This window comes from Crateriforma spongiae (assembly GCF_012290005.1).
Lineage (GTDB): Bacteria > Planctomycetota > Planctomycetia > Pirellulales > Pirellulaceae > Crateriforma > Crateriforma spongiae.
The window spans coordinates 184798-208886 of the sequence record NZ_JAAXMS010000007.1; the positions used below are offsets into that span (position 1 = coordinate 184798).

Annotated in this window: 16 protein-coding genes; 8 read left to right on the top strand and 8 right to left on the bottom strand. The window is 57.8% G+C overall.

The genetic code is table 11. From position 1 onward, the window contains the following. Positions 1 to 88: 88 nt before the first annotated feature. Entirely contained in the window at positions 89 to 2218 is a 2130-nt protein-coding gene (locus tag HFP54_RS19015; protein WP_168566395.1) for a HEAT repeat domain-containing protein, read from the top strand. A 75-nt stretch (positions 2219 to 2293) separates the two neighbouring features. On the opposite strand, the gene HFP54_RS19020 is transcribed toward HFP54_RS19015, so the two are convergent. The 6 genes from HFP54_RS19020 to HFP54_RS19045 form a co-directional block, all read right to left on the bottom strand. Further along, entirely contained in the window at positions 2294 to 2653 is a 360-nt protein-coding gene (locus HFP54_RS19020; RefSeq protein ID WP_168566396.1) for a hypothetical protein, read from the bottom strand. Beyond that, a complete protein-coding gene (locus tag HFP54_RS25775; RefSeq protein ID WP_197138272.1) occupies positions 2650 to 3408 on the bottom strand; it encodes an ankyrin repeat domain-containing protein in 759 nt (252 codons plus the stop codon). The genes HFP54_RS19020 and HFP54_RS25775 overlap by 4 nt, the downstream gene beginning before the upstream one ends. 64 nt (positions 3409 to 3472) lie before the next feature. After that, positions 3473 to 3964: a hypothetical protein gene (locus HFP54_RS19030; RefSeq protein ID WP_146415796.1), complete on the bottom strand. Its 492-nt coding sequence runs from the start codon at positions 3962 to 3964 to the stop codon at positions 3473 to 3475. Further along, on the bottom strand, positions 3961 to 6435 hold the full coding sequence (locus tag HFP54_RS19035) for a secretin GspD/PilQ domain-containing protein (RefSeq protein ID WP_168566397.1): 2475 nt from the start codon (positions 6433 to 6435) through the stop codon (positions 3961 to 3963). The genes HFP54_RS19030 and HFP54_RS19035 overlap by 4 nt, the downstream gene beginning before the upstream one ends. After that, a complete protein-coding gene (locus HFP54_RS19040) occupies positions 6386 to 7012 on the bottom strand; it encodes a hypothetical protein (RefSeq protein ID WP_168566398.1) in 627 nt (208 codons plus the stop codon). Before HFP54_RS19040 ends, HFP54_RS19035 begins: the two co-directional genes overlap by 50 nt. Before the next feature lie 40 nt (positions 7013 to 7052). After that, positions 7053 to 8552, bottom strand: coding sequence for a hypothetical protein (locus HFP54_RS19045; RefSeq protein ID WP_168566399.1), 1500 nt, complete (start codon positions 8550 to 8552; stop codon positions 7053 to 7055). Positions 8553 to 8916: 364 nt separating this feature from the next. Here HFP54_RS19045 and HFP54_RS26240 point away from each other — a divergent pair, with 364 nt between their 5' ends. Further along, on the top strand, positions 8917 to 12609 hold the full coding sequence (locus tag HFP54_RS26240) for a preprotein translocase subunit SecA (RefSeq protein ID WP_168566400.1): 3693 nt from the start codon (positions 8917 to 8919) through the stop codon (positions 12607 to 12609). 73 nt (positions 12610 to 12682) lie between these two features. Further along, positions 12683 to 13981 (top strand): 3-deoxy-D-manno-octulosonic acid transferase, encoded by a 1299-nt coding sequence (locus HFP54_RS19055; protein ID WP_168566401.1) that lies wholly within the window; start codon positions 12683 to 12685, stop codon positions 13979 to 13981. A gap of 256 nt (positions 13982 to 14237) precedes the next feature. Here HFP54_RS19055 and HFP54_RS25290 read toward each other — a convergent pair whose 3' ends face one another. Next, positions 14238 to 15113: a Spy/CpxP family protein refolding chaperone gene (locus tag HFP54_RS25290; RefSeq protein ID WP_197138268.1), complete on the bottom strand. Its 876-nt coding sequence runs from the start codon at positions 15111 to 15113 to the stop codon at positions 14238 to 14240. 285 nt (positions 15114 to 15398) lie between these two features. Between HFP54_RS25290 and HFP54_RS19070 the strand changes: the two genes are divergently transcribed. After that, entirely contained in the window at positions 15399 to 15902 is a 504-nt protein-coding gene (locus HFP54_RS19070; RefSeq protein ID WP_146415790.1) for a fasciclin domain-containing protein, read from the top strand. 209 nt (positions 15903 to 16111) lie between these two features. On the opposite strand, the gene HFP54_RS19075 is transcribed toward HFP54_RS19070, so the two are convergent. Continuing rightward, a complete protein-coding gene (locus HFP54_RS19075) occupies positions 16112 to 16795 on the bottom strand; it encodes a TlpA disulfide reductase family protein (protein ID WP_168566402.1) in 684 nt (227 codons plus the stop codon). A 289-nt stretch (positions 16796 to 17084) separates the two neighbouring features. Here HFP54_RS19075 and HFP54_RS19080 point away from each other — a divergent pair, with 289 nt between their 5' ends. From HFP54_RS19080 to HFP54_RS19095, 4 genes are all read left to right on the top strand, one after another. Continuing rightward, positions 17085 to 17756, top strand: a complete 672-nt coding sequence (locus HFP54_RS19080; RefSeq protein WP_235952052.1) for a sigma-70 family RNA polymerase sigma factor — start codon at positions 17085 to 17087, stop codon at positions 17754 to 17756. 6 nt (positions 17757 to 17762) lie between these two features. Next, a complete protein-coding gene (locus tag HFP54_RS19085; RefSeq protein WP_168566403.1) occupies positions 17763 to 19925 on the top strand; it encodes a serine/threonine-protein kinase in 2163 nt (720 codons plus the stop codon). Positions 19926 to 20077: 152 nt separating this feature from the next. After that, the gene (locus tag HFP54_RS19090) at positions 20078 to 22048 is read left to right on the top strand and encodes a sensor histidine kinase (protein WP_168566404.1); all 1971 of its coding nucleotides are present in this window, start codon (positions 20078 to 20080) and stop codon (positions 22046 to 22048) included. After that, positions 22045 to 24087, top strand: coding sequence for a putative bifunctional diguanylate cyclase/phosphodiesterase (locus HFP54_RS19095; protein ID WP_146415786.1), 2043 nt, complete (start codon positions 22045 to 22047; stop codon positions 24085 to 24087). The genes HFP54_RS19090 and HFP54_RS19095 overlap by 4 nt, the downstream gene beginning before the upstream one ends. Positions 24088 to 24089 lie beyond the last annotated feature (2 nt).

Sequence of the window (24089 nt, forward strand, 5' to 3'; positions counted from 1 at the left end):
AATGATAGCGCGTGAGTTTGCACGAATCTCACGCGGCGACCTTCCCACCGAAACAACCCTCCTTTGATTGAAATCCTGTCCACTCACCATGCGATACTTTGCAATACGGTTCGGATTCTTGGCCGCGGTCGCCGCGTTGACGGCTGTGCCGACGATGGCTCCCGCCGCCGATGGTTTCCGACAAGACGAACAGACGCTCATCGAGATTCTGGTATCCGAAGATGCCGGAAAACCACAAAAGGCAATCGCCTGTAAAAAGTTGGCGGTCTTTGGTTCGCCCAAAGCGGCCGAAGCGTTGGCGCCGCTGCTGCGTGATCCCGAAATGGTGTCATGGGCCCGCATCGCCCTAGAAGCCATTCCGGGTGAAGAAGTCGACCAAGTTTTGATCGAATCCATGGCCGACATCGACGGACGTTCGTTGATCGGCGTGATCAACACTCTGGGCATTCGTGGTACACGTGCTGCGGTGCCATCGCTGATCGATGCCTTGCAGAACCAGGACGCCGACGTGGCGGTCGCCGCCGCGGTCGCGCTGGGGGCCATTGGTGGCAACGATGCACGGCAAGCCCTCCAGTCGGCGTTTGCATCGGCCGATGACATGACCGTCCGATCAGGACTGGCCGAAGGACTGATTCTGGTCGCCGAAAATTCCATGGCCCAAGATCAGTCGGACGCCGCGGCACAGATTTACGATTCGGTCGCCGCCGCTGACGTTCCACCGCAGCGAAAGATCGAAGCGATTCGCGGAAGCATACTGTCACGTGGATCCGACGGCGTGGATCGTTTGATCGAAGCCTTGAAGTCGGATGACCGCGCCAAGCAAGGGATCGCATTGACAACTGTCCGCGAACTGTCGGGCGATGGTGCCACCGACGCATTGGTCAATGCCATTGAAAAAGTCGATGCGTCCCGACGCGCTTTGCTGATCACCGGGTTGGCCGAACGTGGCGATAACGATGCACAAGACGCTTTGATTCGGCAATCCGAGTCAGAGGACTTGGCCGTGCGGTTGGCCGCCATCGAAGGATTGCAGCGGATCGGCGACGTCACCGCCCTGCCCGCTTTGTTGGCCGCCGCCGATGACGAAAACGTGGTGGTGGTGGCATCGGCACTGGAAACGCTTTCACTGTTGCCCGATGACCAATTGGAAGACGCGGTCATCAGCCGGCTGAAAAATGCTGACGGTCGTGCCAAGGAAGTGTTGTTAAGTGTGGTCGGCGCGCGACGGATCGCCGGTGCAAAGTCGATGGTGATTGACACCTTGGATGCAAAGGATGCTTCGATCCGCGAAGCGGCCCTTCAGGCGATAGGCCAGATCGCCACAATGGACGACTTGGGGATGTTGATGGCCCGAGCGTTCGATGCCGACAACGACGACGCGGCGGCATCGCTGGACGCATTGCGTGCGGCTTGTGTGCGTATGCCCGATCGCGATGCGTGTGCGGAAAAGCTGGATCAGGCGGCCGCCAATGCTTCAACCGCAGATCGCATCACGACCCTGGAATTGTTGACCGCGATGGGTGGGGAACGTTCGCTGAAGGCATTGGCCGACGCGGCGCAATCCAACGATCGTGAAATCCAGGACGCTGCGACGCGTTTGCTGGGGACTTGGATGACCGTCGACGCCGCACCTTATTTGTTGGAACTGGCGTCCCAGCCCTCACACGCGTACCGAATCCGCGCTCTACGTGGTCATCTGCGGATCGCACGTCAATTCACGATGAACAATCGCGACCGATTGCAAATGGCCAATGACGCGTTGAAGGTGGCTGATCGCGAGGAGGAAAAGCGTTTGATTTTGGACGTCGTCCGTCGCTATCCAACACCGGCCATGTTGAATGTTGCGGTGAAGGTTGGGCAAGATGCCGAGATGAAACCCGAAGCGATCGCCGCCGCTGCGGTCGTGCTGAAGTTGGTCGGTGTGACGGACAAAACGGCCAAAGCGTTGCAGCCGCTGTGGGGCAAACCGATGGATATCGAAATCATTTCCGCGAAGTACGGTTCGGCCGACAAGCAAAAGGATGTGACCGAATTACTGCGACAGCATGCCGGGGATTCCCCGCTGATTTGTCTGCCCCAAAGTCAGTACAACTCGGCTTTGGGTGGCGATCCGGCACCGGGTTCCCCCAAGGAATTGACCGTTGAATACAAGATAAACGGTGAAGCCGGACAGGTTTCGTTTGCCGAAAACGATCCGATCGTTTTGCCGTTGCCCTAGTGCGACCGAAAACTCAAGGGCAACGCGAAAATCTCGCTTGCGCCGTCCAAACGGGCGGCGCGGCTGACGAAATGGCTACAAGTTCTCGGCGATCATCCGGTACAGGACCAATCGTTCGGTTCGGGATTCGATCGCCTTTTCTTGTTGCAAACGCTGGGCGATCAACGCATCGTCGACACCATGCTGGATCAACCAATCGCGGGCGTCTTCCCAAGTCGGCAACCAAACGCAGGCATCTTGCAACGCTTCGATCGTCTTGCTGCGACGCAAGAAATGCTTCATGTCCAGGATGAAAAAGACTCGGTCATGAAACGGCGAATCGGCTTCGATCAAGCCGTTTTCATCCCAGACGAAATGGCCGACCGCGGGCGTCCAATTCAAACCGTCGCCCTTCAACTGACGGGCGAGTTCGATTTCCATACGACTGAATTTCACTGTTCGGTCTCCGCAATCGCCTCCAAGCGTTTGGCGACTTCCGCGTGGCCGTTGGCCGCCGCGAACACGCCAGCGGTATCACCGTCGATGTCTTTGGAATCGACTCGGGCCCCGGCGTCCAGCAACAGATCCACTACGGACAATTGACCTTCGGCTGCGGCGAACATCAGCGGCGTGAAGTTTTCCACCTTGTCGGCCAAGTTGGGATTCGCACCACGACGTAGCAGCAGTTTAACGGTGTCAACGTTGTCGGCAGTTGACGCGTACATCAGTGCGGTTCGACCGGCGGAATCACGGTGATCGACGACCGCGTCCTGATCCAACAGCAACTTGACGACTTCGGTGTGTCCGTTGAACGAAGCCAATTGCAGCGGGGTCCGGCCCTCGGGACCGACGGCGTCCGCGTCCAGGCCTTGACGGATGCCGCTGCGAATCGCATCGGACAAGCCTTCTTCGGCGGCGGCAAAGAAAGCTTCTTGGGTCATCATCGGCACCGAACTGGAAATCGATGTGGATGCGGACTCCGCGGGATCGGCGGTGTCGTTCGGGGATGAGGCGGTGTCGTCGTCGGCCGTCGGATTGGTGTCGTCCGATCCGGCATCCTGTTCGGACGATTCCGCCGGCAATCCATCGTCGCCTTCGATGGGGACGGTCGCCAAATCGGTGCCACCGCATCCGACCAGCACCACCAATGCCAGGGGTAACAGGGACGCGGTGAACGTAACGGCAAGATTGCGATGGTGGGGACGCGTCATCGGTTTCGGCTTTGGGGGATGTGGTGACGAAGTGAGGTCACGATTCTCCCCAAGCTTAGCCGCTTCACCGATCGTCGAACATCGTCGCCGTCCAAGTCAGGTTATCGATGGCCAGGACGACATTGGGTGGATTGATTTTGACCACCCGGATATTCATCGCCTGGTCGCCTTCACGCAATATTTTGGTTTCGTCTTCGATCCGCAAGAACACGCGCGGGACCCCGACGTCGGCAAACCCCAAGACCTTCACTTGGGATGCGTTCGCACCGCGTACGGCGAACCCACTTCGTTCGTCTTGTTCACCGCCGGGGTACACAAAGGGATTGACCCGATCAGGGCTGACCGGATCGAACGCGACCGGCGTCGCTTGAACATCGGCGGTTTGGGACTCCTGGCTTGGCGTCGCGGTGATGCCTCGGACCGGGACGGCGTTTTGAATCGCTTCCAAGGTGGTGGCCGCGTCGCCACAGCCCAGCGTGGTCGCACAACCGATCGAACCGACCAGGTAAACCCAGTGAAATCGCCCCGATTTAAATTCATCTGGCAAGCGTTTCATTGTCGGGGTTCCTTCACGATCACGGGTTCAAACAGCATCGGTTCGGGCGAACTTTCCATGTCCATCGGCATTTCGCCCGGTATGTCGTCGGGTGATTCCGAAGGATGCCAAGTCGTGGGGGACTGGACCGTTGATTCCGGTACGGACGATTCGGAGATGACCCTTTCGCTAATGATGGTGGGGTTGCCGTGCATCATCGGATTCATGGTCGAACCATAGCCCCCGATCATCTCCAATTCACGTGAGCCACCGTTAACGCGGGCGCGTGGATAGTGGTTGGGACAATTCGGATCGCGACAGTCGGGCGTCAGCGGGCATTGCGTGGCGTAGGGGACACTGTCCAACAGGCAATCAGTGACCCGAGCAGCATGCTGTTCCCGGGGCAGCCCGACGTGGTTGGGGGTGATCATTTCCGGACGAATGAAAACGATCAATTCGCTTTCCTGGATCTCCGTGTCGTGACTGCGAAACAGCTTCCCGAAAAACTTCATGTCTTTCAGGTAGGGAACGCCAGCTTGCGATTCGACAACGCGTCGGCGACGCAGGCCGCCCAGCACGAAAGTCTCGCCGTTGGCAACCCGCACGACCGTTGACGCGTTCCGACTGTCAATGATCGGGTTGCCATTCAATTCGCCGACTTTGGTGCTGAACTCCGGTGCAACATTCAGTTCGATGGTTCCGTCGTCTGCGATACGCGGTTGGACGGTCAATGTGATACCGGCGTCCTCGAATTCGATGTCCGCCACGGCACCACCGACGCTTTGCTGGGCGGTTTGGACGGGCAGTCGTTCGACAATCTTGATCTCCGCCTGACGGCGGTCGCCAACGGTGATGCTGGGATTGGCCAGCAACTTGGCTTCTTCGGTTTGATCCAACGCGACGATCAGGCCCTCGACGTTCAGTTTCGATCCTGACGTCCCGAAAAGGAAACTACTGGACTTCGTCAGCACCGTTTCGGTGGTTGTTGCCACCGCGCCGGTGGTTGTATCAACGGCGGTGGTCGCGGCGTCTTCGATCGGCGTGACCAGATCCGATAGCGCGCTCAATCGAGTCGCCGATCCCAGGTTGCGTCCGCCCGACCAGTTGATGCCCAGGGCTTCGCGTTCGCTCATCCCGACATCGTAGATCAACGCCGTGATGCGGACTTGTGGGCGTGGTCGGTCCAGTTGCTCGATTGCCCGACGGGCAAGATCGACGCTGCGAGAATCGCCACGGACCAAGATGCGGTTCTCGTCGATGTACACCGCGACGGTCACGTCGGTGCCCAGGATCGACGCCAGTGATTCCTGCATCTGTTCGGCTTCCACGTACTGCAAAGCGAAGATGCGGATTTCATCGTTGGAATCGGTGCCCAGGACGTCTGCCGCCGCCATCGTCGGCGCTGCCGAGGGCGTCGGGCCAGGTGACGTACCAGTTTGCTGAGGCGTCGTTGGCGACAGGTTTCCGAAAAGGTTTTCGACCTGGCTGATCCGATCCGGATAATCTTTGACCAACACACGCTGTTGTCCGACTTCCAACATCTGGCCGCGTTCGGACAACAGCATCCGCGCCGCATCGACCACCACGGCTGGGTCATCCGAAGGCGGGATTTGCAAGGTGCGCGAGACGAATCCAGGATCGTCCGTTCCGACTTGGTCCACGGGCAATACGATCAGACTGTTGCCCGTTTGCTTGTAACCGTAACCGGAAGCCGACAGGATCGCCGAAAGGACTTCTCGTAAAGGCGTTTCATGAAATGTCCCGCTGACGCTTCCCGTCACGGATTCACCGGCGACGATGTTGATCTGCCAAAGGTCGCTTAGTAGGAAAACAACTTCTTGCAGCGGAGTTTCGCGAAACGTCACGGTCCCCCGTCGGTCCAGTGCCTCGGCAACACTGGTCGGACGCATCGTCGTTGACGTGGCCGATGTTCCCATGGGCTGCGTTGGTCCGAGCGATGGGACGTTGTTCGCTTCGTTGGACGTGCCTGACGAGGTGAACGTTGTTGCGGACGATGAATCTTGTTGTGCCGATGCGATCGAAACCGGATCGCCAGATCGGATGACCTTAGCTTGCGGGCGCCAAAGCATGGGGCGTCCGCGAGAATCCAGTGGCGTTTCACCGGGCGCGATCGGCACCGCGGTCAGCGGCCGAAGTCCCAGGGGTGTCAATCCGTCGCCACAGACCTTGGTCGATGGCGTGCAGCAAATGACAAGACAAAAGGCCGAGAACGCAATGCTCCACGCGGCGGCGGAGTATTGTCCGGTCGGTTTCGTGAAATCTGTTGTGGGGCGTTGAACGCTGTCGGCCCCGCAGACGTGCTGGGTATCACAAACGCCGTCACGCCCGACGACGCGCAGCATGGCGGCGAACCGTCGGCCGTTGCCCGCGTCCTTGGCGTCGAGAGAATGCGAATCGGCGTTGCCATCCATGGCAAAGGGCCTAATGAAGAAGTAGTTGTCGTGTGTGTTGTATCGGACGTCTTGCGACATCCTCGTCGGGTTCATCGGGGCGGGCGTGCAGGCCGAACACGGTGAAGCGAAGTTCCAGTGCCACGGGCGCCTCTGGTTTCATCGTCGGCAACACGTTCATCGTTCGCGTGGTCATGTACCAGCGTTGGCCTCCGATGGCCGTCAGGATTTTTTCAATCGCTTCCAGGCTGCCGTCCGCACGCAAATCGACGTCGTGTGAATGCAGGTCATAAGGTGACATCCTTGCGAACTCAGGCATCACTTCCGCCGTCGGATCGTCGTTTACCGTCGCCCAGGGCCGTTTGTTTCCGGTGTGGACTTCTAAACTTCGAATCCGCCCGCCGCCTTGACGCACGATTTCGACCAGTCGTTCCCGGACATCGGACCGGTTTTCGGGAATCACCGAACGGTCGTTCAGCGATTTCAGTTGTTCATTCAGTTCCCTTTCCATCTTGGCCAAACGCAGACCGCGTTGACGGATTGCCGTCAGTTCGACTTCCATCTTGTCGAACTCGGCCATATCGCGTCGCAGTTCAAAGTACTCATCGACCCAGGGCAGTCCGATGCCGATGATTGCCCCCAAACTTGCGGTTGCCACGATTAGTCCGACTATACGGGTGTTAAGTCTTTGCATGACATCAGTCCTCCGACGTCGAGTCGACGACAGGCAATGTTTCTTTGTGCAGATGTAACCCGATCAAAAAGCGAATGCCGCGGGTTTGGGGTTCCGGGTTGGTGGCCTTCAAGGCGACCTGTTCGACCTCAGGCAACCGGCGAAACTGGCTGACTTGTTCATACACTAGTGATTCATCGGTGACGGTGCCGTCCAGCAGGATCTGGTGACCGTCTTCCACGTGAAAGCTGTTCAACTTGCAGCGATCCAGCAAACTCTGCGTGATCTGGCGCAGCGTTAGATTCCAACGCGGTTCCGCCGCACCCTTTTCGATGCGTCCAAAGTGGTCCACCAGTTGGCGTCGCTGGGCCAAGGTCATCATGCGTGCCTTGGTGCGATACACCTCGGCCTGCATGGCTTCGCGTCGTTGGATGGCACGATCGGCAAGACCACGTTGACGGTGGACCATTGCAAACGATCCCAGCAACAGCACGGCCGCCACGAGCGCCGGCCAAGCGATCCGAAGAACTTGTGTGGTGGTCGAAACATCCGGTGCACGGCGGACGTGGTCCAACAAATCGGGAACACCGTCGTTTTGGATTCCGATCAACAGCGGCAGCACCGTGGCCACGACCGCCGTGGTGCCGCTTTCGTGTTCCGACTGTTCCAGGATGAATTCGCCACCAGACACGTTCAGCACGGCGGCGTCGATGTCGTGGGAATCGTCAAACAGATCCGCGGCGGCTTTGGCTTTTTCGGGGCTGCCACAAATCAGCAATTCGCTCAAATTTCCGTCGGATAATTGCCGGTGTCGCTGGCAAAATCGGCGTAGCCGTTCCAGGTGATTGATCACCGCGTCGTGGAATCCCTGTTCGTTGTTGGCCGCCGCCGGACGGTAATCCAACAGCAACCGACCTTCGAAAGCGATGCCCACGTCCCATTGGCGGCCGGTTCCGTCGGCGATCAGGGTCGGTGCCGCGTTGCAGTGGCCCAGGTGCCCGGCCAGCCGCGCAAGGCTGTTCAGCGATGGTTCCAGCCACAGGATATTCAAATCCGCGGCCCGAAAGGCTTCATAGACCGTTTCGATCACGCCACGGCTGGCAACACCGGTCACGGCGTAGTCGACCGACGCAGCCAAACGTTCGCGAAAGGACCCGATGACTTTTTCACCCGGGCCCAGCTGCAGGTAACGGGGAATTCGTGTGCCCAGCGTGTTCAATTCACTGTCGACGTCCTGGGGATGGCCGGTCGTGATCCGAGTTACGCAATAATCGCCGTCCAGTGACGCCACGGTGATGCCCTGGTCCATCTGGTGCTTGTGTCGCCATTTGACCAAGCAATCCACCAGGTCGTCCTGTGCCGCGGGACTCAGCCATCCGTCGGGACGCGGACAGTGGATTGCCTCGATCGTGATCCGATGGCTCGGACCCTCGGTCGGCGTGGCGATGGCCAGTTGCAGCAGGTCACGTTCGATACGCAACCCGAATCGCTGGCGGACGTCGGTGGTGATTGGACTTTGGGGCATGTCAGGCGCGGATTTCGATGGATGTTCCGCCGAAAGCTAGGTCACGTCGCAGGGCCTTGCCGGCAGGATCGCCAAAGTTCTTCAGTTGACCCAAATTCTTTAAGCCCGTAACTTGAGAATTTGAAACAAGTTACGGCGATTTTATTGGGCCCCGCTCGGGATGAGGTGGTCGCCCCGGACACGCCACCGGTGCGTTGAACTGGCACACTTGGTGGCTGCCTGCTAAAGAACACGCTTGCACAGCCTGTATCGGTCCGTCCGATCACGGCAGATTTTCCGCTTTTTGCGGTGTGGTCCCGCCCCACTTGGGCCGTATCCCATCGGGCGGCCGCTGATCGTCCAACGATCCACCCCCACAAGAAACATGTCAATTTTGGAAAGAATTTGGGACGCCCTCGGGCTCCTTTTCGGCGGTCTATTCGGATCGTTCGATCGCCTGTTCACCTCCGTTTTTGGATCGGCCAACGCGCGTCAGGTCGCCAAGCTGCAACAGCGTGCCGATCGCATTACGGAAATGGAGCCCAAGTATCAGGCAATGTCCGATGAGGAATTGCGTGAACAGACGGCTTTGTTTCGCAAGCGGTTGCGCGACGGTGAAACGCTGGATGACATCTTGGAAGAAGCGTTCGCGGTATGTCGCGAAGGCAGCCGTCGCCATTTGGGCATGCGCCACTATGACGTTCAGCTGATCGGTGGCATGGTCCTTCACGGCGGTGCCATCGCCGAAATGGTCACCGGGGAAGGGAAAACTTTGGTCGCGACCTTGCCGGCGTATTTGAACGCCTTGGAAGGCAAGGGCGTTCACGTCGTGACGGTCAACGATTACCTGGCACGCCGAGACATGGAATGGATGGCCCCGCTGTACATGAATCTGGGCCTGACGGTGAACGCCATTCAATCGGGCATGTCGATCGCCGAAAAACAGGCGGCCTACATGTGCGACATCACCTATGGGACGAACAACGAATTCGGCTTCGATTACCTGCGGGACAACATGCGACCGGCGGCCAAGGGCGACGACCGTTATCCGCCCGAAGCCCAGCAGTGCCAAGGTCCGCTGAACTACGCCATCATCGACGAAGTCGACAATATTTTGATCGACGAAGCCCGGACACCGTTGATCATCAGTGGCCCCGCTGACCTGGACCTGGGACGATACAGCGAAGCGGATCGCGTCGCGCGACAGCTGACCAAGGAAACGCATTTCACCGTTGATGAAAAGCAACACAACGTCACGCTGACCGATGACGGCGTCCGCAAGGCCGAAGAACTGGCCGGTGTGGAAAGCTTTTACACCGCGGGAAACATGGAATGGCCGCACTTGATCGACAACGCGCTGAAGGCTCATTTCCTTTACAAGCGTGATGTCAATTATGTGATCAAAGATCGCCAAATCGTCATCGTTGACGAATTTACCGGACGCTTGATGGAAGGTCGACAGTGGAGCGACGGGCTTCACCAAGCCGTTGAAGCGAAGGAAGGCGTGCCGATCAAACAGGAAACGCAGACCTTCGCGACCGCTTCGCTTCAGAACATCTTCAAGATGTACAAAAAGCTGTCCGGTATGACCGGGACGGCCATGACCGAAGCCGATGAGTTTTGGAAGATCTACAAACTGGACGTGGTGGCGATCCCGACCAACCGTGTCTTGGAGCGGATCGAACACCCCGACCTGATCTATCTGACCGAAAAAGACAAGTTCGCCGCTTTGGCCGATGAAGTCGAACGCACCAACAAGTGGGATGTGCTGACCATCAAAGACGGCACCGAACTTTGGGGCCAGATCCAAGATGAAAACGACGAATCGATCCAAATCATTCTGAAGAACGAGAAACAAGCGGAGTCGGTTCCGCGCTCAAAAGTCACCAAGATCGAACGCCACGGTCGCCCCGTCCTGATCGGGACGGTCAGCATTGAAAAGAGCGAACGCCTGAGCCAGTTGTTGGAACGACGTGGCATCCAACACGACGTCTTGAACGCTAAGAATCACGGCCGTGAAGCAGAAATCGTTTCCCAGGCCGGTCGCCTGGGTGCCGTCACGATCGCCACCAACATGGCCGGTCGAGGGACCGACATTATCTTGGGCGGTAATCCCGAGACGATGGCTTGGGCGCAGTTGCAACACAAATATGCGACGCGTTTGGATGTCCCCGACGACGAATGGAACGCGTTGGTCAAAGAAATCGACGAGCGCGAAAGCATGTCGGTCGAAGGCCAGCAGGTTCGCGAGATCGGCGGGCTGTATGTGCTGGGGACCGAACGCCACGAATCACGACGGATCGACTTGCAGCTTCGCGGACGTTGTGGCCGACAGGGTGATCCCGGTTCCAGTCGCTTCTTCCTGTCGTTGGAAGACGACTTGATGCGGATTTTTGCCGGCGATTTCGTCAAGAGCATGATGGAACGTCTGGGAATGAAAGAAGGCGAAGCGATCGAATCATCGCTGGTCACACGACGTATCGCCGCGGCACAGAAGAAGGTCGAAGAACGCAACTTCGAAATTCGAAAGAGTCTGTTGGACTATGACGAAGTCATGGACGAACAGCGGAAACGCGTTTACCGCTATCGCCAAAACCTGATGGACGGACACAGCAGCCGCCAGATGGTGCTGGAATTGATCCATGGCCAAATCGACAAGTTTGTGGAAACCTTCTTGGATCCCGATTATGGCGTTGAATCGTTTGCCGCCTTCGCCGGTGCCCAACTGAAGTGCCAGTTGGACCCGCGCGAATTCCGAAACATGGATTTCGAAATGGCGGATTCTTATGCCAAGGATCAGGCCGAACGGGCATCGGAAGTGACCGTCAACGAAGCGGTCGAAGAAAACCTGCCCGAGGGCATGGAAGACGAGTGGAACTGGAAAGCATTGACCCACTGGGCCAACACGAGGCTGGAAGCCAATTACCAGGACCACCAGCTGAAACGGATGGATCGCGATGACATGATCGACGAATTCATCGAAAAAGCACACGCACTGGTTGAAAAGACCGATCTGTCCGAAGGCCAACCGTTGCTGGATGCCGAGTTCGGGCTGCGAACCCTGTGCGCTTGGATGCGACACAAGTTCGGTATCGAAGTCACGCCGGAAGAATTCCGGGAAGTCGAGGATCGTCGCCAAGTCGCCGCTGCGTTGATGAAGCGGGCCGAAGACGCCTATGCGGAGAAGGAAGCGGAGTACCCGGTGCTGACCGGTATTTCACGCTTCACGCAAAAACAGGGCGCGCAAGTATCCTTGGATCGCGAGGGCTTGGTCGATTGGGTCCGCGGTCGATTCAAAGTTGAATTGCCTGTCGACGATGTCAAGCTGAACCGCGACGATTTGAAGGCACAGTTGGTCCAGTACAGCCGAAACGCGATCGGCGACGTCGAAAGCCAACAGTCCGCCGCCCAACAGCGTTTGAAAGACCTGTTTAGCAACGCGGACGATTCGACCACCGCGGCCGTTGCCGCCGGCGGTAACGGCACTCTGTCGACGATGGCCAAGTGGTTGGAAGAGGATTTGAACCACCACACGCCGGCCGAAGACTTGGCGCGGATGACGCGTAAGGAAATGGAATTGACCGTCAGCGGCGCGCTGGACGATCGGTTCCACCCTGAAATGCGTCGGATGGAACGGCATATCTTGCTGAACATCGTCGACGAAGCTTGGAAGAACCACCTGCTGACGATGGACCATCTACGCAGCAGCGTCGGCTTGAAAGGCTATGCCCAAATGGATCCCAAGGTCGAATACAAACGCGAAGGCATGCGTTTGTTCGACGCCATGTGGGAAAACATCGGCGAACGAGTCACCGACTTGATCTTCCGAATGGAGTCGTTCAACGAAGACTTCATCCGCAGCACTTGGGTCGATGCACGCACGGCCAAGGAATCCGCACCCGCCCCGCAAAGTCAGGCCCAGGAAGTCGCTCAGCAAAGCAATGAATCCCGCGGCGGCGAAGAGTCGAAGACCGAACCGATCCGCCGGCAAGGTCCGCGGATCGGTCGAAACGATCCATGCCCCTGCGGAAGCGGAAAGAAGTACAAGTCGTGCTGCATGCGGAAGACCGTCGAATAGTCAGGCACACACGACATCAATGATTCCGGTGACCGGCGAATGGCCTCCGGAATTCGATCACGGATGATGATCCATGTTCGCCAATTTCGTCTATCTGTTGATGCTGGCGTTGGCGTCGCCGTGGATCTTGTATCGCGTCATTGCCCATGGTCGGTACCGACGTGGCGGGCGACAGAAACTGTGGGGCCTGTCACCCAGTGATGCCGAACGATTGCGTGGCGATGACAGGCCGTGCATCTGGTTTCATGCCGTTAGCGTCGGCGAAGTCAATTTGCTGTCCAGCCTGGTACCCGCGGTTCAGGACGCGTTGCCTCAGTTCCGCTTGCTAGTCAGCACTTCGACGGACACGGGATTCGACTTGGCGGTGGACCGTTTCGGGGCGGATCGTGTGTTCTTTTGCCCGCTGGATTTTTCTTGGGCGGTGAAGTCGACGATCCGCCGATTGCGTCCCCGAATGTTAGTGCTGACGGAGTTGGAGCTTTGGCCCAACTTGATCCGGTGCAGCGAAAGACTGGGCGTGCCCGTCGCGGTCATCAACGGCCGACTGAGTGCGACCAGCGCTCGTCGCTATCAACAGTTTGGCTGGTTCTTGAAGCCCACATTCCATCGGATCGACTGGTTGGGAGCCCAAGACGAAACTGCGGCTCGGCGATTTCGTGATTGTGGATGTTCCGACGTGGATGTCACCGGTTCGCTTAAGTTTGATGGTGCGCCGGACAACCGTGACGATCCCAGGGTGCTCGCGTTGGCGGATTGGGCCGGCGTCGCGCCCTGGCAACGGGTGTGGTGTGTCGGCAGCACACAAGCCGGTGAAGAAGCGATGGCTTTGGCAGTGTTTCAAGATCTTGCACCGGAGCATCCCGAGCTGCGTTTCATCTTGGTTCCGCGTCATCAACAACGATTCGATGAAGTCGCCCAGCTGATTGAAGATTCGGGGCTTTCATTGCGGCGACGCAGTCGATCGGCTGATGCCGTATCCAATGCCTGGGATGCCGATACCGTCATCTTGGTCGATACCATTGGTGAACTGCGTCAGTGGTGGGGAGTCAGCCAGATCGCGACGGTCGGCGGCAGCTTTGGTGATCGCGGCGGTCAAAACATGCTGGAACCGGCTGGCTACGGGTGCGCGGTTTCTTTCGGACCGAATACCAAGAATTTTGCGGCGATCGCAGGCGGATTGTTGGATGTGCAAGGGGCTGTGCGGGTCCAGGACGAGAGTGAACTGAACCAATTCGTTCGGCGGTGCCTGGATGATGTGCCGTCGGCAGATCGGCTGGGGATCAACGCACGTCGGTACGTGGCCCAGCATCAGGGGGCGACCGGCCGAACCGTGGATGCAGTGAAACGCCTGCTGCAGCGTCAGGCTGGCTGATCTTGGCTGGCCGCAATCGCCCCTCGCACGTGAAAGTCGGCCTGGGGAGCGCAGAAAAATGGCCTGGCAACCGGTGACGATTGCCAGGCCATCGATCAAACCATAGCAGGACAGACACTCACCCAATGAGTGTCTGTCCCTATCGGTGTCGTCGGAGCGTACGAGCGACAACCGAGTGCGGTTTGTTTTTTACCGGACGCGTTTTGCCGCGTCCGGCGTAAAGCCGCGGGACGACACTGTCCGTGGGGAATCCGAATTACTCGGGACGTCCACCGCCGCGACCGCCACGGCCACCGCCGTCGCCACCGCGTCCGCCACGACCACCTCCGGGTCCGCCGCCGGGGCCACCGAATCCGCCGCGGCCGCCGCCGAATCCGCCACGGCGTTCGGGCATTTCAAAAGGCTTGCCCTTCATTTCTTCGAATTTTTTCTTTTGCTCGCTGGTCAGCACGGCAAGGGTTTCGGTTTCCAGCTTTTCTTGCATACCGGCAAAGGCTTCCTGCATCGCTTCACGCATCTTATCGCGATCGCCCGATTCACGGGCCTCGGCAATCTTTTCTTGGATGCCGTCACGCAAATTTTCGCCGACCTTGCGAATCTTTTCCTTTTGCTCGTCGCTCAAACCCAGCTCTTTGACAACTTCAGCGTCACGCAGTGCGTTGATGCCTTGGACTTGGATGTTGATTTGCTTCAGGCGGTCGTACTGCTCGGGAAACAGGACTTCTTCCAGTTGCTCGCGAGTCTTCTTCTCCACCTTTTCACGCATTTCTTGCATCTTGGCGAAGGCTTCTCGGCGTTCTTCATCGCTCATGTCGCGGAAATTGGGCATGTCGCCACGCATTTCTTCCACGATGTCACGGCCGACCTTTTCCAGCGTTTGGACCTGATCGTCCATCAGATCCAGTTCGGTGCGAACTTCATCGATTCGCAGCAGTTGCAGCATTCCGCCGCCACCGGGACCGCCACCACGGCCGCCGAAACCACCGGGGCCACCCGGACCGCCGCCACGGCCTCCGAAACCGCCACCGCCACCACCGCGGCCGCCACGTCCGCCTTGGGCTGAAACATCAGATGCGATCAATGCCATCACAGCAACGCACAGGACCAAGGCGGTCAGACGCGTCAATTTCATCGTTTGGGAACTCGTGTTGGGAGTTGACATAAAGAGAAGACGATCGGGTGCGTGCGACGCACAAAAATGGGCCCACTCCCGCTCGCGGTACTCTCATTCAAACCACGCCAGCCGTACAGGGTTTCGCGGATGCGAGGGATCACCGAGGCAAAATTTTTCAAGATCTTGCTTGCCGCGTCTCTACAGTCTGCCGATTCGCGAATGCCGACGCCTGTCACGGGGGGCGCCCCACAGGCCAATGAACTTCCTAACGTCTGTTAACAATCCGAAAAAGGAACCGAAACGATGAAGCGTTTCATGCTGACCCTGGCCGCCCTGATGATCGTTCCCGCCGTCGCCAAAGCTGACGATCACAAGAGCGGTGAACACGCACAGAAGAACATCGTAGAAACCGCCGTTGGTGCTGACGGCTTCAAGACCCTGGTCGCCGCCGTCAAGGCGGGGGGATTGGTCGAAACCCTGAGCGGCGAAGGCCCGTTCACTGTCTTCGCCCCGACCGACGACGCGTTCGGCAAGCTGCCCAAGGGCACCTTGGAAACCTTGCTCAAGCCCGAAAACAAAGATCAACTGGTCGGAATCTTGAAGTACCACGTCGTTGCCGCGAAGGCACCGGCCGCCAAGGTTGTGAAGTTGGATTCGGCGAAGACCTTGAACGGAAACGTCAAGATCGAAGTCACCGATGAAGGCGTGATCTTGAACGACAAAGTCAAGGTCGTGAAGACGGACATCATGTGCAGCAATGGCGTGATCCACGTCATCGACGCGGTTCTGTTGCCCTCCAACGACTGATCGGCAACCGACATGCTGTACTCCCAGACAATGAATATTGTCTGAACTCAGCCTGGCAAAACCAATCGAAAAGCGGCCCCGGCAGTTTTACTGCAGGGGCCGTTTTTCGTCGGTCAAGTGATCGGGAAACCCGTCCGATCAGTACGCCTTGGTGATGCCGCAATGATCAATGGTTCGGGAAAGTCTTCCGTTTCCGTCACTCGAAGCGTCTAGGAACCGGATGCCAGTTCATCCAAGAAGGGGATGACATTGTCTTCATAGGTGAAGCCTGCTGTGTCTCCGGTGTCGACGAATTTCTTCAACAGCTTGCCGTCCGCCCCGTAAACAAACACGGCGGGAATTGACGGAATGTCAATGGCTTGGAAAACGGTGTCGCTTGCTGTTTCGCACAGATAGCTTTCGAACGTTGCATCTAGGGCCTTTAAAACGGCAAGGATTTTGGGCTCATAGCTTTCCGGTGGTTTGGTCTGGCGTCCATCGAAGTCGACGGCGATGGCGACGAAGTCAAATTCATCGTCTCGTTCCCTGGCCAATTCCGCCAACGACGGTAGTTCTCTTAAACAGGGTTCGCACGACAAGGACCAGAAATCGACCACGGTGACCTTGCCGCCGGCTTGGATTCGCTTCTCGATTGCCGGCCATGGCTCGTACCGGATCTCCGGTTCGCTTTTCTCGGCGGACTTCGTTCCGTCGGGAGCGACGGGTTCGGCCACAGTCTTCGAGGTGTCCGTCACCGATTCAGTATTCGTGACGGATTCACTGCTCGATTCGTCGTCGGCGGTCCCGTCGCTGACCCGTTGGCCACACCCGGCGACCAGCATCGTCAGGCCACACAGGGCCAAAAAGATCTCCCGCGACCTGCCAAGAATTGTTCGCGATCGACGAATCGTCATCGGATCAACATTGCTGGGGCGATCATGACCCGTTGAAGCTGGGAAACGAGAAATCGTCTGCGTGGATTTGTTCATCGGTTCACTGAAAGGTGTGCGAGGACGGAGGTTGGACGCCATTGCCGGCAATCCTGTCGATGGCCGCTCGATGCGTGGGGCGGAAATGGATCGATGTTCAGCCCGACCGAGGATTGATTAGATTAGGGGGAACTGCGAGGCGTCACACAGCGTGTCGGATCGTGCCGTTTGGATCAACGCGTCACCGGATGCCGCGGACCGAGCTTTCGACCCCATGATCGACTCTATGACCAGCCTTCCGCCAGGCCCGCCGGCCGATTCCGACCCCACGTCGATGTCGACGGCCCAGTTGTTGGTGGCGTCCCAACGAGGTGACAACGAAGCGTTCGGTCGATTGTTGGATCAGTATCGTGGTTATCTGTTGATGTTGGCTCATCGTTATTTGTCGGAACGGCTGCGACGACGGATCGACCCGTTGGACTTGGTCCAGTGGACGTACCTGGAAGCCAAACGGGATCTGCACCAGTTTCGTGGCACGACACCGGCGGAATTTGCCGCATGGTTGCGTGGCATGTTGAAACACAACGTGGCGTCGGCGGTCACACGACATGTGACGACACAAAAAAGATCGCTGAAACGCGAAGTCACCGTTGGCGATTTAAAGCAAGGGTCTGATGCCGCGTGGATCCAACAGATGCCGGGCAGCACCACCAGCCCCAGTGGTGTGGCGATCCGAGGCGAAGCGGTCTTGGAATTGTTAAACGCGTTGCACAGCTTGCCGGAAACACAAGCCGAAGCGATTCGTTTGCGGTACATGGAAGGCTTGTCGCTTTCGCAGATCACTGAACGCATGGGAAAATCTGAAACCGCCGTTGCCGGCTTGTTGAAGCGTGGCTTGCGAAAGCTACGCGATCATTTTCAATCGCAAAGTAGTCCCTGGTGGTGATTCGTTTTGTCTGACATCGACCAGCACGATGATCGTTTGGACGAAGCCTTTGCGGCGTACCTGCGCAGCTGCGATTCTGGCGAAATCGGCAGCCGCGAGGAATTCTTAAGTCAGTTCCCAGACATCGCTGACGAATTGCGCGAACTGATGGACGTGGCCGATTCATTCGGGCGATTCGGCGGGCAGGCTTCGCAACCAAAGGTCGTCAATCCGATCGCCGAAACCGTCAACCTGTCGGTCGCCGACCAGAACGATTCGATCGCGGACCCGGCCGCCACGTTGCCGATGGCGAATCGTGGGCACGGTGATCCCGGGCCGACCTTGCCGTTCGACTTGGGTGATTACCTGCTGAAAAAGGTGATCGGCCGTGGCGGCATGGGGGTTGTCTACTTGGCACAGCAAAAGGATTTGCAGCGTGATGTCGCGGTGAAGATGATTCGAAGTGGCATTTTGGCCGACGATTCGGAGGTCCGACGCTTCTATACCGAAGCCCAGGCCGCCGCGCGGTTGCGGCACCCGGGGATTGTCGCGGTATACCAATTCGGACGCCGTGCCGGTCACCATTTCTTTTCAATGGAGTTCATCGAAGGAACAAATCTACAAAGCCAGGTGGCCAAAGGGCCGATGGATTTCCAGTTGGCCGCCCGCTATGTCCGCGATGTGGCACGAGCCATCGCGCATGCCCATGACAACGGCGTGCTGCATCGTGACCTGAAACCGGCAAATGTGCTGATCGATCCTGACGACCGCGTCCATGTGACCGACTTTGGTTTGGCAAAGACTGCCGACGCTGACGGTGGGATGACGGGCAGTGGCACCGCCGTCGGAACGCCCCATTACATGGCACCCGAACAGGCCGGCGGTCACAGCGATCGTGCGACCCCCCAAAGCGATGTCTATTCACTGGGGGCCATTCTGTTCGCTTGCATCACCGGGCGTCCGCCCATTGTCGGCGACACCGTGATGCAGACCTTGATTCGTGTGGTGCACGACCCCGCGCCAGCCCTTCGTTCAATTCGGGGGGACGCCCCGGCGGATTTGGAAACCATCGTCGCGAAGTGTCTGGAGAAACAACCGGGCAAGCGTTATTCGGGGGCCCAAGCGTTGGCCAGTGACCTGCAGGCCTATTTGGACGGCCAGCCCATTGCCGCCCGTCCGCGGTGGTTGTTGACCAAGGCTTGGCACTGGATCGAAGGCGTTCCGGTGGTTGCCGCGATCATGGGACGTCGACGTTTTCATACGACCGACCAACATCGCCGACTGCAAACGGCGATGTTGACTTTGATGATGTTCATGCCGATGTTCGTTGTGGGGCTTGCCTGGTGGCGACATCACTTGCGGCATTCGATGCCGGACCAGGTGGTGTTGGCCGGTGGCATGACCGACGGCGTCTATACGGATGTGTCCAATCGGATTGCACGGAGACTGGCTTCGTCCGTGGGGATCCAAACGCAAGTCGTCCCCACGGGCGGAAGCCTGGAAAACCAACAGCGACTGGTACGTGGCGAAGTCAACATGGCACCCTTGCAGGCGTCCGCGGTCTCCGGTGATCCGTTGTGTGTCATCGCGCCGTTGTTTTACGAAGTGGTCCATGTGATGGTGCGTCGCGATAGCGGCATTCAAACATTGGATGACTTTGCCGGTCATCGTGTCGCGGTCGGTCCCAAAGCCAGCGGGTCGCGTGTTGCCGCAGAGATGGTTTTTGATTCGCTGGGATATGGACTGGATGACCCGCAACGCGATTTCACGCCTTGGTACGAGTTGCGCACCGACCTGAATGTCGATATCGCGGTTGTTTGCATGGGGCGTGGCAATCGAGTCGTGCGTCGCTGGTTGCAATCGGGGCAATGGCAGCTGATGGAGGTTCCACGTGCGGACGATATTTCGCTGGAACACCCGACCTTGCGTCCAATGCGAATCAGTGCGGCAGACTATCAGGGATGCAATTTGCCTGATTCGGGCGTTCGGACAGTCGGTACGATGGCTTTTCTGGCCACACAGATCGATGCACCGGATCCATTGGTCCAGCAAACGTTGGAAGTATTGTACGAGCCACCGTTGCTGGTCCCCGGGATGATCCACTTGAGCCAGACGACGGAATGGCAGGGGCTGTCGTTTCATCCCGCCGCCCGCCGCTTCTTTGAAAGTAAAGCCGTTGCGGCTGATTGAATCCATACAAGCCGTAGATTCGTCAACTTCTTTGAGCCAAGGCGACTTTCCAGGGCATTGAGCACGACGCTGATCGACCGTCTGTCCCAGCAAACCTAGGGTTCGGTAACTGTTGTTCCGATTCCCCTGACGTTTGTTTGCTGTTCCCGTTGATGAATCAGCCAGCGGCCGAGATTCCTGATCGCCACGGCGAAACGCCCGACCCAGGCTCCGAACGAAGGGGCACGACTGGGCGTGCGGATCGGTGCGCCGGTGTGGCGGGGCATGGGCGTTCGCTGCGCAGCAAGCTGGTCCTGTCCTTGGCGCTCATGTTCATCGCGTTCATCGCGGTCGACGAAATGGTGCGCCGGAACTATCTGAAACCAGCCCTGTTGTCGTTGGAACGGGCCGGAGGGTATCGCGACGTACGCCGCGTGATCGCGGCGATCGAATTGGAATCCGATCATCTTTCCAGTATCGCCGACTATCTGAACACGACGCATCCATCCGTTGCAATGCACGACGGGACGCGCCCCTTTGGCGATTCGGTAAACGACGGAATCGACTTTGCTGGGTATGTGCAGACCGATGGCACTTGGGTTCCGCTGCACCAGGACGCCGACACGTCGACCGATAGCATTCAGGGTTTCGCGAAGCTGGCGGTTCGGCATCTACCCAAGATGCAATCGGAAAACCCGTCGTCTCAATTTCACGCGGTTCAATCCGCTGACGGGCAGTTGGCTCTGGTCGCCTTACGGGCCGCCAGACACCGTCCCGAAGATTTTTTGTTTGTCGGTCGGGCGTTGGACGCCACCAGCATCCGCCGACTGGGCCGACGGACCCAGGTCGATTTCCAATTGCGAAAAACCGTGAGCGGCGAACCGATTCATAGCACTCATCCACTGGCGACCCCAACGACGCTTGCCGACAGCGGTTCGGTTCAGACCGTCAGCGCACGCTTTCCCGTTCTGGCAGAAGCCGGTCCCGAGGACTTGGAACTGATGGTGTTCATTCCACCAGACCTAGCACGCCGGGCCTTGCAAGCGGTTTACAGCGGACGAAATCAATTCGTGTTTGGTTCGGTGGCCGCTTTGTTGGTGTTGCTGATGATGCTGCAACGCATCGTCATCACGCCATTGCAAGCGATCCGGTTCCACGCCGAACGCGTGGCCGATGAAGGTCTGAGGGCGGAGCCGCCGGAAATCAAATCACGCGACGAAATCGGAAACCTGGCGCTGTCCTTTCACCGCATGATGCGTCGATTGCGACAGGCGCAAACACGATTGTCAGCCACCTCACGCGCTGCCGGGATGAGCCAAGTTGCCGGCACGGTGGTGCACAATATCGGCAACGTGCTGACGAACGTTAACAGCTTGCTGGAAGCGGCATCGCACAAAGCGACGCAGTTGCGTCTGGCACCGCTGAAGGGGCTGGCAACGAAACTTCAAGAATCCAAAGACAACGACGATTTGATTCGGGAAATGCCGAACTACTTGCGGTCGTTATCGGAAACATTGGAATCGGATCGTGAAGAACTGACGGAAATTCTGCAGACACTTCGCTGCAACCTGGGACATATCGAAGACGTCGTGCGTCAGCAAAGTCGACATGCCGGTGCGACGACCGATCACCAAACGTTTTGCGTCGGGGAACTGATCGATGAAGCAGTGTCTTGTTGTCAGGGACGCTTCGATGCCGCGGACATCACTGTCGACATTGTTGGCTATCCCGATGTCGTGGTTCGCTCGGATCGGTCCATTTTGCTGCAGGTTCTGATCAATGTGCTGACCAATTCGCATGCGGCATTCATGGATGGGAAAGTTCGTGGCCGATGCATCGAAATCGGAGTCGACGAACACGGTGACGAGGTGTGTTTGTGGGTTCGCGACAACGGTTGCGGCATTGATTCCGACATCATCGACAAGTTGTTCGATGCCCACTTCACGACTCGGGAAGACGGTACCGGACTCGGCCTGCATTTCTGTTCGTTGTCGATGTCCGGCCTGGGCGGAAGAATCGAAGCACGCAGTGACGGACTGGGGCGTGGAACCACGATCGTGATGACGGTTCCGTCTGGATTGAACAGCGGGTTTGCTGCCGAGGCCGCTATCGATGGCGATGTGTTGATGGAGGTGGGGACATGAATCCGGCTACCATCGACTATGCAAAGACGGGAGTCCGGCGACTGTTGGTCGTCGACGACCAACCGCACATCCACGACACGTTCGATCGGATTTTTCAACAACAGTCGGCTGCCGACGGAGATCTGGCGGATTTCGAGGCTCGTTTCTTGAATTCGGCTGCCGCGCCGTCGGCCCACGATGTCGAATCACCCAACGAAATGCCGGCCTATGAACTCAGTCATGCCGTTGGGTGCGATCAGGCGGTTGCGTTGATGCAGGCGGCCGTCGCCGATGGACAGCGGTTTTCCGTTGCCTTTGTTGACATGAAGATGCCCCAAGGACCGGACGGCATCGAAACCACTCGCCGTTTGTGGGAATTGGATGAACGTCTGCAAATCGTCATTTGCACCGCACACAGTGACCGTCCCTGGAAAGACGTCCTACAGGAACTGGGATACAACGATCGTTTGTTGCTGTTGAAAAAGCCGTTTGAATCGGACGAAGTACGGCAGTTGGCTTTATCGCTGAGCGAAAAGTACCGTCTTTCGGCGATCCGAACGCATCAGATTAACGAATTGCAAACCGAAGTCAGTTTGCGCCGTAGCGTCGAAGACGAACTGCGTGAAATGGCCCAGCGGGACAATCTGACCCGATTGCCCAATCGATGCTTCTTGCTGCAGCAACTGGAGAAAATCATTCAAAAGCATCGTCGCAATGTTCAGCGATTGGATGCCGTGTTGTTTTTGGATTTGGACAATTTCAAAATCATCAATGACAGTCTGGGGCATGACGCCGGTGACCTGTTGTTGAATGAGGTTGCTTCGCGTTTGAAAGAATGCGTTCGTGACTATGACCTGCTGACGCGGTTCGAAGACCAGCAGCGTTTCTGTGACCAGGGCGAAGAAACGATGCGGCTGGGCGGCGATGAATTCGTCGTCGTGTTGGAATGTCTTAGCGGGACCGATGATGCGATGCGGGTGGCACAACGGATTGTCAAACGCGTTGCCGAACCATTCAAGTTGGGGGACCGCTGGGTCAACGTCGGTACCAGCGTTGGCGTCGCTTTTGTGGATGCACAAATCCGCGACGCACATGAAGCTTTACGGAATGCCGACACCGCGATGTACCGCGCCAAAACCAGCGGACGTGGACGGGTGGCTGTTTTTGATCAGTCGATGCACGCCGCCGTTTGTGCCCGTTTGGAGATGGAAGAACAGTTGCGACGCGCGGTCGATCATGGTGATTTTCGATTGCTTTACCAACCAATCGTTGACCTTGCCAACGGCCGAATCAAAGGCGTGGAAACGCTGCTGCGTTGGCAGAATCAACACGGTGTGAACGTCAGTCCCGATGAGTTCGTTCCGGTCATGGAGGAAGTCGGCCTGATTTCTGCGGTCGGCGAATGGGTGATCCGTGAAGCCACGACGCAGTTCGGCGGTATGTTGCAGCGGTTACCGGATTCGATTCGCGACACCATTTATCTGGGCGTGAACTTGTCCAGTCGGCAGTTGAACGATCAAGGCTTTCTGCGGCGTTTGCTTCAGATCTTGGATGAAACCGGATTCGATCGTCGTCGATTCAAGTTGGAGATGCGAGAGACCGCGGATCAGCGAAGTGGTGCTCGAGCATTGGCCGGAATGCAGTCGCTGAATCAGTCGGGAATTGGAATACACATCGATGATTTCGGCAAAGGCCAATCATCGCTGCTGTGCTTTCAAGCCTATCCGGTGGAAACGGTCAAAATCGATCGATCCTTCACGGCCCAAATTGTCAGCGACAACAGCCATGCGGTGATCACTCGAGCAGTGATTCAACTGGCGCACCAATTGGGCGCTCGCATCGTGGCCGAAGGCGTCGAATCCGAACAGCAGATGTCGCTCCTTCGTCGATGGGGATGCAATATGGCCCAGGGGTACTTCTTTGCACCCCCGCTGAGCCTGGAAGACTTGGAACGATTGGTCGTTCAGCCGACACGCAGCACTGGCGTCAAGTCATTGATCGGTGACGTCGGCGGGATCTTCTATCATGACGGCCAACCGATCGTTAGCGGTATTTCCTAACG